Below are 11028 nucleotides of genomic sequence, written 5' to 3'. Positions count from 1 at the left end.
AGGCCCGACGCCAACCGGCCGAGGGCGTTCCTGGCACTCCCGGCAAAAAAGCGGTGCGTTCGAGAGCGACAGGCCGCAAGATCTTCGCCCTAGCGTGACGGCATCCCGTGGCGCGAACGCCCGGACGTCAAAAGCCGATGGGCTGATGCCGTCCGTACAGAGCCCTGTCTCATCGAGACGGAGCGTGGTCCTGCGCGCGCCAGTCACTCCGGACGAAGGAACGAGACCTTGCCGTACATCACCGTGGGCCAGGAGAACTCCACCACCATCGACCTCTACTACGAGGACCACGGCACCGGACAGCCGGTCGTCCTCATCCACGGCTTCCCGCTCGACGGCCACTCCTGGGAGCGGCAGAGTGCCGTGCTGCTCGAGGCCGGCTACCGCGTGATCACCTACGACCGCCGCGGCTTCGGACAGTCCGGCCAGCCGACGACCGGCTACGACTACGACACCTTCGCGGCCGACCTGAACACCGTGATGGAGACCCTCGACCTGCACGACGCCGTCCTGGTCGGGTTCTCCATGGGCACCGGTGAGGTCGCCCGGTACGTGTCCGCCTACGGCTCCGCCCGGGTCGCCAAGGTCGCCTTCCTCGCCTCGCTGGAACCCTGCCTGCTCAAGAGCGACGACAACCCGGACGGGGTCGCCCCGAAGGAGTTCTTCGACGGTGTCGTCGCGGCAGTCAAGGCGGACCGCTACGCGTACTACACCGCCTTCTACAAGGACTTCTACAACCTGGACGAGAACCTCGGCACCCGCATCAGCGAGGAAGCGGTCCGCAACAGCTGGAACGTCGCCGCGGGCGGCGGCTTCTTCGCCGCCGCCGCCGCGCCGTCGACCTGGTACACCGACTTCCGTGCCGACATCCCGGCCATCGACGTGCCAGCTCTGATCCTGCACGGCACGGGCGACCGCATCCTGCCCGTCGAGGGAACCGCACGGCCGTTCCACAAGGCACTTCCGTCCGCGGACTACGTGGAGGTCGAGGGCGCCCCGCACGGCCTGCTGTGGACCCACGCGGAAGAGGTCAACGCGGCACTCCTCGCCTTCCTGCGGAAGTGACCCCCGGCCGCAGGCCCGCCCTGCGGGCCTGCGGATCGAGGCTGCCATCGGGATCGCTGGGGACGGGGAATGCGCAAGGCCCCCCGGAACATGCCGGCCTCTGCCAGCGTCAGCCACAGCAGGGCGGCGCCTTGTCCCGGCAGCCGGACAGGTCCGCCCAAGACACCGGGGTGCCGGGAGACGACGCCGTGTTCGAGGCGACTTCCCCCAGGATCTGGTCGACGCTCAGGACGAACTGACTCAGGTCCGTGCTGATCTGCACACGCTCTACCAGCGGGTGCCGTGGTCGGCCGAGCCGCTGGACGCGTGTGAGACGCACGAGAACGCCTGGCGGACGTCGTCCCGTCTATGCGGCGGAGTCGGCCCACAGCTCGGTGCTGTGGGCCGAGACCAGGGCGCCGATGCGGGTGAGCACGTCACCGTACGGCCGCGGATCGAGCCGCCGTCCGTCCCGCAGCCGCAGGGCGACGTGGTCGTCGGCGGCTTCCCTGGCGCCGATGACGGCCTGGTAGGGGACCAGACGGGCGTCCCGGACGCGGGCGCCGAGACTGCCGCGTTCCGGGGCGGCGATCTCGGCCCGCAGCCCCCGTTCGGCACAGCGACGGGCGAGCGCCTCGGCGTTCGGCAACTCGGTGTCGGAGACCGGGAGGATCGCCACTTGGGTGGGGGCGAGCCAGGCGGGAAAGGCGCCGCCGTGCTGTTCGATGAGGTGAGCGACGGCCCGCTCCACGCTGCCGAGGATGCTGCGGTGGACCATGACCGGGCGGTGCTTGCCGCCGTCCGCGCCGATGTAGTGCAGGTCGAACCGCTCGGGCTGGTGGAAGTCGACCTGGACGGTGGACAGGGTGGACTCCCGGCCGGCGGCGTCGGCGACCTGGACGTCGATCTTGGGGCCGTAGAAGGCGGCCTCTCCCTCGGCCGCCTCGTAGGGAAGTCCGGACCGGTCGAGGACCTCGGTCAGCAGGGCGGTGGACCGCTGCCACTTCTCGGGGGCGGCGATGTACTTGCCACCGGGGCCCGGGAGGGAGAGGCGGAAACGGGCCGGGGTGATGCCGAGCGCTTCGTACGCTCGGCGGATCATCTCCAGCGCCGCCTGCGCCTCCTCGGCGACCTGGTCCAGGGTGCAGAAGATGTGCGCGTCGTTGAGCTGGATGGCGCGCACCCTGGTCAGTCCGCCGAGGACGCCCGAGAGCTCCGAGCGGTACATGCCGCCGAGTTCCGCCAGGCGCAACGGCAGCTCGCGGTAGCTGCGGGAGCGGGAGCGGTAGATCAGCGCGTGATGGGGACACAGGCTCGGCCGCAGGACGACCTGCTCACCACCGAGGTCCATCGGAGGGAACATGTCGTCGCTGTAGTGCGCCCAGTGCCCGGAGATCTCGTACAGCTCCCGCTTGCCGAGCACCGGTGAGTACACGTGCCGGTACCCCGCACGTCGCTCGGCGGCGCGGATGTACTCCTCCAGGGTGTGCCGTACGGTCGCGCCGTCGGGCAGCCAGTACGGCAGTCCCGCGCCGATCAGCGGATCGGTGTCGAACAGGCCCAGCTCACGGCCGAGTCTGCGGTGGTCTCTGCTGTGGTCGTGCATGGCGTCTCCTCGCGGACTGTGGGCGAGTGACCGCACGGCGAAGCCCCGGGGCACTCGCCCCGGGGCTTCGGACCAGACATCTGTCAGCGCGCCGGGACACTCTCCGGCGTCGTCGTCACAGCAGCGCGCTTCATGCCGGAGACGCTAGCAGACCGTGGCGACGTCCACACGGTCATTTCCCCGGCGGGCGTGCTTGGTCGGGGTCAGAGGGCAGGGGTGAGGGGTCCGCAGCGTCACGGCCCGCCGCTTCCGGCGCGGGGGCGGCCACGTCGACGACGCCCTGACGGTGACGTACTGGCTCTCCCATGGCGAGGCGGCGCTGATGTACTGAGACGTACACACACGCGGGAAGGGGAAGACGACGGGGGAGCTGGAGGAGTACGCCAAGCTGTCCGCCCGGCAGATCGCCGCGCGCGTCCTGGCCGGTGAGGTGCCGGCCCGCGAGACGGCGCGCGCGGCCCTGGAGCACATCGCCCGTCGGGACGGCTCGGTGCGGGCCTTCACCGAGCTGTGGCCCGAGCGGGCCGCGGCCCACGCCGCCGAGGTCGACCGCCGTGTCCGGGCCGGCGAGCGGCTTTTGCTGGCCGGTGTCCCCCTCGCCGTCAAGGCCACCGAAGGGCTCGACGCCCGCCAGACGGCGCGGCTGCTGGCCGCCGGCTGCGTCCCCGTCGGCGCCACCGCCACACCGGGCCGGGGTACCGCCTGGCAGACCTGGGGCGCCACCGACCGCGGTCCCACGCTCAACCCGCACCATCCGCGCTGGAGCCCCGGCGGCTCCTCGGCCGGCTCGGCCGCCGCGGTGGCCTGCGGGATGGTGCCCCTGGCCACCGGAAGCGACGGCGCCGGATCGGTACGCATTCCGGCCGCCTGGTGCGGGGTCATCGGTCTGAAGCCCACGAACGGCCTCGTCCCCGCCCGCGATCGCGCCGGGCTGAACGTGTCCGGCCCGCTCGCCCGCACCGCCGAGGACGCCGCCGCCTACCTCGACGCCCTCGCCGGCACCGCGACCCTGCCCGGTCTCGCGCCTCCCCGACGGCCGCTGCGGACGGCCTGGTCGGCCACGTTGGGCTTCGCCGACACGGCCCGGCGGATCGCCTGCACCGCGCGTGCCTTCCTGAACGACCTGGCCGACGCGGACGCCGTCGCCCCGAGGGACGTCTCCCTGCACCTGCCCGACCCCGCACCCTGCTGGACGGCCCTGCGCGGCGCCGGGAACAGCGGCACGGACACGGAGACCGCGACGGGGACCCGCACCGCCCTGCTGCACGCACTCGACGGCCTCTTCGCGGAGTACGACCTTCTCGCCACGCCGACGACGCCCAACCCGCCGCACGGTCACCAGGGGCCCGGAGCGGCCATGAGCGTCGCGCTGACGTGGGCCTTCAACATCACGGGGCACCCCGCCGTCAGCATTCCCGCGGGGCGGACCGAGGCGGGCGAACCCGTCGGCCTCCAGTTGATCGCCCCGCCGGGCCGGGAGTCCGACCTCCTGGCCGTCGCGCTGCGCGCCGAGACGATCTCCCGTAGCGGCGAGACCCGTTGCACCGATCCCGATCCGTGGCGGCAGGCCCGTAGCGCCGATCCACAGCAGCAAGGCCCGCAGCAGCGATCCGCAGCGGCGCGAGGCCGTACCGCCTAGCGCAGCTTCCGGGCGGCCTCGACGGCCCAGTACGTCAGGATCGTGCGGGCGCCGGCCCGCTTGATGCCGGTCAGCGTCTCCAGGATCGCCCGGTCACGGTCGATCCAGCCCTTCTCGGCGGCGGCCTCGATCATCGAGTACTCACCGGAGACCTGGTACGCGGTCACGGGCACGTCGACCGCGTCCGCGACCCTCGCCAGAATGTCGAGGTAGGGACCGGCGGGCTTGACCATCACCATGTCGGCGCCCTCCTCCAGGTCCAGGGCCAGCTCCCGCAGGGACTCGCGCCAGTTGGCGGGGTCCTGCTGGTAGGTCTTCCGGTCGCCCTGGAGCGAGGACTCGACGGCCTCGCGGAACGGCCCGTAGAAGGCGGAGGAGTACTTGGCGGTGTAGGCGAGGACGGCGACGTCCTCGTGCCCGATCTGGTCGAGGGCGTCCCGGACGACGCCGATCTGACCGTCCATCATGCCGCTGGGCGCGACCACGTGGGCGCCCGCGTCGGCCTGGACCTGGGCCATCTCGGCGTACCGCTCCAGGGTGGCGTCGTTGTCGACCCGGCCCTTCGCGTCGAGCACACCGCAGTGCCCGTGGTCGGTGAACTCGTCCAGGCACAGGTCGGACATGACGAGCAGCTCGTCCCCGACCTCGGCCCGCACATCCCGGAGGGCTGCCTGGAGAATCCCGTCCGGGTCGGTCCCGGCGGTGCCGAGCGCGTCCTTCTTCGGCTCCTCCGGCACACCGTAGAGCATGATCCCTGAGATCCCGGCCTCCACGGCCTCCACCGCCGCCTTCTTCAGGCTGTCCCGGGTGTGCTGGACGACACCGGGCATGGCGGCGATCGGCACGGGCTCGCTCACGCCCTCCCGCACGAACGCGGGGAGGATGAAGTCGGCCGGGTGCAGACGGGTCTCGGCGACCATGCGCCGCATGACAGGCGTCGTCCGCAGCCGACGGGGACGCGTACCGGGGAAAGAACCGTACTTCGTCATGACTTCTACGCTACGCCCGACCCGTACCCCCTTTTGCCGACGCCCTGTCGACCGCGCACGCCGACAACCGACCCCGACACCGCGGCGCCGACAACCGACACTGCGGCGCCGACACCAGCACGGCGGTGCGCCCCCCGCGGGGGCGCACCGCCGTGTCTCACGAGGTGGTGCGGCGGCGCCGTGCGCCCGGGCGGCGTTCGCTCGGGCGGGACACCGGATCGCCGGCCTCCAGGGCGGCGGCGCGGCGCTTCAGGCCGAAGTCCGCCAGGGCCTCCGCCAGCTTGTGCACCGACGGCTCCGGGGCCATCACGTCCACCCGCAGGCCGTGTTCCTCCGCGGTCTTCGCGGTGGCGGGGCCGATACAGGCGATCACCGTCACGTTGTGCGGCTTGCCCGCGATGCCCACCAGGTTCCGGACCGTCGAGGACGACGTGAACAGGACCGCGTCGAAGCCGCCGCCCTTGATCGCCTCGCGGGTGTCGGCCGGCGGGGGCGAGGCGCGGACCGTCCGGTACGCCGTGACGTCGTCGACCTCCCAGCCGAGTTCGATCAGGCCGGCGACCAGGGTCTCCGTGGCGATGTCGGCGCGCGGCAGGAACACCCGCTCGATCGGGTCGAACACCGGGTCGTACGGGGGCCAGTCCTCCAGCAGGCCGGCGGCGGACTGCTCCCCGCTCGGCACCAGGTCCGGCTTCACACCGAAGGCGACCAGCGCCTTCGCCGTCTGCTCGCCCACCGCGGCCACCTTGATGCCCGCGAAGGCCCGTGCGTCGAGCCCGTACTCCTCGAACTTCTCCCGGACCGCCTTCACCGCGTTGACCGACGTGAACGCGATCCACTCGTAGCGGCCCGTCACCAGGCCCTTGACCGCCCGCTCCATCTGCTGGGGCGTACGCGGCGGCTCGACGGCGATCGTCGGCACCTCGTGCGGCACGGCCCCGTAGGACCGTAGCTGGTCGGAGAGCGACGCCGCCTGCTCCTTCGTCCGCGGGACGAGAATCTTCCAGCCGAACAGCGGCTTGTTCTCGAACCACGACAACTGGTCGCGCTGGGCGGCGGCGGAACGCTCACCGACCACGGCTATGACCGGGCGCCCGCCGTCCGGGGACGGCAGGACCTTCGCCTGCTTGAGCGTCTGCGCGATCGAGCCGAGCGTCGCGGTCCAGGTGCGCTGCCGGGTCGTCGTGCCGGCGACGGTCACCGTCAACGGCGTGTCCGGCTTGCGGCCCGCGGCCACCAGCTCCCCGGCGGCGGCCGCCACCGAGTCCAGCGTCGTGGAGACCACGACCGTGCCGTCGGACGCGCCGACCTCGGTCCAGCAGCGGTCCGAGGCGGTCCGCGCGTCCACGAACCGTACGTCCGCGCCCTGCGCGTCCCGCAGCGGCACACCCGCGTACGCGGGCACACCCACGGCGGTCGCGATCCCCGGCACGACCTCGAACGGAACGCCGGCGGCGGCGCACGCCAGCATCTCCCCGGCCGCGTACGCGTCCAGGCCCGGGTCGCCGGTCACCGCACGGACGACCCGCTTGCCGCTCCGCGCAGCCTCCATGACAAGATGTGCAGCGTCCCGCAACACAGGGACACCAGTGGCTGTTGACACAGCGTCAACAACCGTCGGCTGAGCCGTGCCCGTGCCCGGATACGTACCCGTAGAGGGGTCCGGACCCGTGTTCAGGACGGCGACGCTCGCCCTGGCATGCGTGCGCACCACGTCGAGCACCTCGTGCTCGCCGACGAGGACGTCCGCGTTCGCCAGCGCCTCCACGGCGCGCAGTGTGAGAAGTCCCGGATCCCCGGGTCCGGCACCGAGGAAGGTGACGTGCCCGTGGGCAAGGCCGGCGGGAAGGGTGGTGGGGCTCAATGTGCTCGCTCCCCCATCAGACCGGCCGCGCCCTTGCTGAGCATCTCGGCGGCGAGTTCGCGACCGAGCGCCATCGCCTGGTCGTGCGTCTCGGGCACGGGACCGGTGGTGGACAGCTGCACCAGCGTCCGGCCGTCGGCCGTGCCGACGACGCCGCGCAGGCGCATTTCCTTGACAATCTGCCCGTCGGCCTGGGAGTCCCCCCGCTCGAGCGGAGCCGAGAGGGGGGAAAGGTCGGCCAGCGCGCCCACAGGGGCGCTGCATCCGGCCTCCAGGGCGGCGAGCAGGGACCGCTCGGCGGTCACGGCGGCCCGGGTGAACGGGTCGTCGAGCTGCGCGAGCGCGGCGATCAGGGCAGCGTCTTGGGCGGTGTTCCCCGCCCTGCACTCGATCGCCAGGGCCCCCTGGCCGGGGGCGGGCAAAACCGTGTCGACCGACAGGAAGTCGGTCACTTCGTCGCTCCGGCCTATCCGGTTCAGTCCGGCCGCCGCGAGGACCACGGCGTCCAGCTCGCCGCTGCGGACGTATCCGATCCGCGTGTCGACGTTGCCCCGGATCGGGACCGTGTCGATGTCGAGGCCGTGGCTGCGCGCGTACGCGTTGAGCTGCGCCATGCGGCGCGGCGCACCGGTGCCTATCCGGGCCCCGCGGGGCAGGTCGGCGAACTTCAGGGCGTCCCGGGCGACGATCACGTCCCGCGGGTCCTCGCGCTCGGGCACGGCGGCCAGCACCAGGTCCTCGGGCTGCGCGGTCGGCAGGTCCTTCAGCGAGTGCACCGCGAAGTCGACCTCGCCGCGCAGCAGCGCGTCGCGCAGCGCCGTCACGAACACACCGGTGCCGCCGATCTGAGCGAGGTGCTCGCGCGAGACGTCGCCGTACGTCGTGATCTCCACGAGCTCCACGGGCCGTCCCGTCACACGGCGCACGGCGTCCGCGACCAGCCCGGACTGGGCCATGGCCAGCTTGCTGCGCCTGGTCCCGAGCCTCAGTGCCCCTTCTTCTCGGGGGGCGTGCCCCTTCGGCTCTCGTGGCTCACTCATGCTCGGCCTCGGTTCTCGGCGTTCTCGGTGTTCTTGACGTTCTGGACGTTCTGGACGTTCTTGGTCTGTTCGGTGTTCTCGTCGGCCCGGGAGACGGCGGCGGCCGTCTCGGGGTCCAGGTCGAACAGGGTGCGCAGCGCGTCCGCGTACCCGGCGCCGCCGGGCTCGGCGGCGAGCTGCTTGACCCGTACGGTCGGCGCGTGCAGCAGCTTGTCGACGACGCGCCGCACGGTCTGCGTGATCTCCGCGCGGTGCTTGTCGTCCAGGCCCGGCAGCCGCCCTTCCAGGCGCGCGATCTCGTTCGCGACCACGTCGGCGGCCATGGAGCGCAGCGCCACCACGGTCGGCGTGATGTGCGCGGCACGCAGGGCCGCGCCGAACGCGTCGACCTCGTCGGAGACGATCCCCCGCACCAGCTCGACGTCGGCGGCCATGGGCGCGTCCGCGGACGCCTCGGCGAGGGACTCGATGTCGACGAGCCGCACGCCGGGCAGCCGGTGCACGGCGGCATCGACGTCCCGCGGCATCGCCAGGTCGAGCAGCGACAGAACCGGCTCGGGGCGGGGAGCCGGCACGACCGCCTCGGGGCGGCGGCGCTCGGGGATACGGCCGACGGTGGCGACGGTCGCGACCAGCGCCGTGATGACCTCGGCCTCGGCCTCGGGGTCCGGTACGACACCGCCGGCCGGGCGGGCGGTGCGCTCCTCGGCGCCCTTGTCCACCCACGCCGCGTGCTGCTCCAGCTCGGCGGCGCCCATCCCGGCCACGGCCGCCTCGCCCAGCACCGAGAAGCCTGCCGTACCCTGCACGGCCGGCTTCTCCAGCGGGCAGCCGTCCTCGGTGTCGGGGCCGGTGGGCACAAGACCGTCGCGCACGGCGGCCGGAGCGCTCGTACGAGGGGAACCGGCGTCGCCCGTACGGGGCCCGGAGCCCGCGGGCCTCGGGAGCGGCGGAGCCAGGGGCCCCTCCACGCGTCCCTCCAGGGCCTCGGCGACCGCCTGGGCCGTCAGGACCAGGCCGGTCGCGCCGGTGCAGGACACCGCGACGTCGGCACGTGTCAGCTCGTCCGGGACCGACTCCATCGGTACCGCACGGGCCACCACGTCCGTGTCGTCCGCCTCCGTCAGAATCCGCGCGAGGCGCTCGGCGCGCTCCAGGGTGCGGTTGGCGATCACGATCTCGGCGACGCCGGCGCGCGCGAGGGTCGCGGCGGCCAGCGAGGACATGGAGCCGGCGCCGATCACGAGGGCGCGCTTGCCCGCGGCCCAGGTCCCGACCGGCGTGCCGGCCGCAAGCTGCTCCAGACCGAAGGTCACCAGCGACTGCCCGGCGCGGTCGATGCCCGTCTCGGAGTGGGCGCGCTTGCCGACCCGCAGCGACTGCTGGAACAGGTCGTTCAGCAGCCGGCCGGCCGTTTGCACCTCCTGCGAGATGGCCAGGGAGTCCTTGATCTGACCGAGGATCTGACCCTCGCCGACGACCATCGAGTCCAGGCCGCAGGCCACCGAGAAGAGGTGGTGGACGGCCCGGTCCTCGTAGTGCACGTAGAGGTAGGGGGTCAGCTCGTCCAGCCCCACCCCGCTGTGCTGGGCGAGGAGGGTGGACAGCTCGGCCACGCCCGCGTGGAACTTGTCCACGTCGGCGTACAGCTCGATGCGGTTGCAGGTGGCGAGCACCGCGGCCTCGGCGGCCGGCTCGGCGGCGACCGTGTCCTGGAGCAGCTTGGTCTGGGCGTCCGTGGCCAGCGCGACCCGCTCCAGCACGCTGACCGGAGCGCTGCGATGGCTCAGCCCGACGACGAGGAGACTCATGCCGGCATCACGGCGGGGACGTCCCCGTCAGGCCCCTGGTCGGCGGAACCCTTGGCCGCGGCGGCGGTCGGCAGGCCGTCGGTCATGACCTCCACGGCTTCCTCGCCGGCCTTGCGCTGCTCGTGGAAGGCGAGGATCTGCAGCTCGATGGAGAGGTCGACCTTGCGCACGTCCACGCCGTCCGGGACGGACAGCACGGTCGGCGCGAAGTTCAGGATGGACGTCACGCCCGCGCCCACGAGCCGGTCGCAGACCTGCTGGGCGGCGCCCGCGGGGGTGGCGATGACACCGATGGAGACACCGTTGTCCTGGATGATCTTCTCCAGGTCGTCGGTGTGCTGGACCGGAATGCCGGCGACGGGCTTTCCGGCCATCGCCGGGTCGGCGTCGATGAGCGCGGCGACCCGGAAACCCCGGGACGCGAACCCGCCGTAGTTGGCCAGCGCCGCGCCGAGGTTGCCGATACCGACGATCACAACCGGCCAGTCCTGGGTCAGGCCCAGCTCACGGGAGATCTGGTACACGAGATACTCGACGTCGTAGCCCACGCCCCGGGTGCCGTAGGAGCCGAGGTAGGAGAAGTCCTTGCGCAGCTTCGCGGAGTTGACCCCCGCGGCGGCGGCCAGCTCCTCGGAGGAGACCGTGGGTACCGAGCGCTCCGACAGTGCGGTCAAAGCGCGGAGGTACAGCGGAAGCCGGGCGACGGTGGCCTCGGGAATCCCTCGGCTGCGGGTCGCCGGTCGGTGAGTTCGGCCAGTTGCCACGGTGCTCCTGCGGGTAGCGCGGGGCTGCAGGCGGTCATACGTCCCCAGACCGCCCCGTCGACTGCAGGCTATGTCTTTGTGAACGCGTGCACAAAGATTGTGTCCGATTTGCCCGGCCAACGTGACCGGGGTCACGCACCTCCGGCGCACCGGCAGGGAACCGCCGCACGGCCCCAGCCGTTCCTCTACTCCTCGGGGCAAAGCCGCCCACTCTCCTCGACGATCCACGCCCCCGAGACCGGTCGCCGATGATCCTAAGCGACTTTCCGGC

The 11028-nt window shown here is 72.4% G+C and carries 8 protein-coding genes; 2 read left to right on the top strand and 6 right to left on the bottom strand.

What is annotated here, in order from left to right:
- Positions 1-228: 228 nt before the first annotated feature.
- Positions 229-1065 (top strand): alpha/beta fold hydrolase, encoded by an 837-nt coding sequence (locus ACWD5Q_RS11865; protein ID WP_451426865.1) that lies wholly within the window; start codon positions 229-231, stop codon positions 1063-1065.
- Between the two features lie 346 nt (positions 1066-1411).
- Here ACWD5Q_RS11865 and thrS read toward each other — a convergent pair whose 3' ends face one another.
- Complete coding sequence (thrS, locus tag ACWD5Q_RS11860; RefSeq protein ID WP_451426864.1) at positions 1412-2650, bottom strand: threonine--tRNA ligase; 1239 nt, start codon at positions 2648-2650, stop codon at positions 1412-1414.
- Between the two features lie 430 nt (positions 2651-3080).
- Between thrS and ACWD5Q_RS11855 the strand changes: the two genes are divergently transcribed.
- Positions 3081-4289, top strand: a complete 1209-nt coding sequence (locus tag ACWD5Q_RS11855) for an amidase (RefSeq protein ID WP_451426863.1) — start codon at positions 3081-3083, stop codon at positions 4287-4289.
- Here the strand turns inward: ACWD5Q_RS11855 and hemB are convergent.
- The 5 genes from hemB to ACWD5Q_RS11830 form a co-directional block, all read right to left on the bottom strand.
- Complete coding sequence (gene hemB / locus ACWD5Q_RS11850) at positions 4286-5278, bottom strand: porphobilinogen synthase (RefSeq protein WP_451426862.1); 993 nt, start codon at positions 5276-5278, stop codon at positions 4286-4288. The two genes, ACWD5Q_RS11855 and hemB, sit on opposite strands and share 4 nt — an antisense overlap.
- 157 nt (positions 5279-5435) lie before the next feature.
- Complete coding sequence (locus tag ACWD5Q_RS11845; RefSeq protein ID WP_451426861.1) at positions 5436-7142, bottom strand: uroporphyrinogen-III synthase; 1707 nt, start codon at positions 7140-7142, stop codon at positions 5436-5438.
- Positions 7139-8182 carry a hydroxymethylbilane synthase gene (gene hemC, locus ACWD5Q_RS11840; RefSeq protein ID WP_451426860.1) on the bottom strand — a complete coding sequence of 348 codons (1044 nt, stop codon included), beginning with the start codon at positions 8180-8182 and terminating at the stop codon, positions 7139-7141. The genes ACWD5Q_RS11845 and hemC overlap by 4 nt, the downstream gene beginning before the upstream one ends.
- Positions 8179-9993: a glutamyl-tRNA reductase gene (locus tag ACWD5Q_RS11835; protein ID WP_451426859.1), complete on the bottom strand. Its 1815-nt coding sequence runs from the start codon at positions 9991-9993 to the stop codon at positions 8179-8181. Before ACWD5Q_RS11835 ends, hemC begins: the two co-directional genes overlap by 4 nt.
- Positions 9990-10757: a redox-sensing transcriptional repressor Rex gene (locus ACWD5Q_RS11830; protein WP_451426858.1), complete on the bottom strand. Its 768-nt coding sequence runs from the start codon at positions 10755-10757 to the stop codon at positions 9990-9992. The genes ACWD5Q_RS11835 and ACWD5Q_RS11830 overlap by 4 nt, the downstream gene beginning before the upstream one ends.
- Positions 10758-11028: the final 271 nt, after the last annotated feature.

The organism is Streptomyces sp. NPDC002513 (assembly GCF_053595355.1).
The sequence above is the reverse complement of the archived record's forward strand: the minus strand, read 5'-3'. Positions and strand labels throughout refer to the sequence as shown.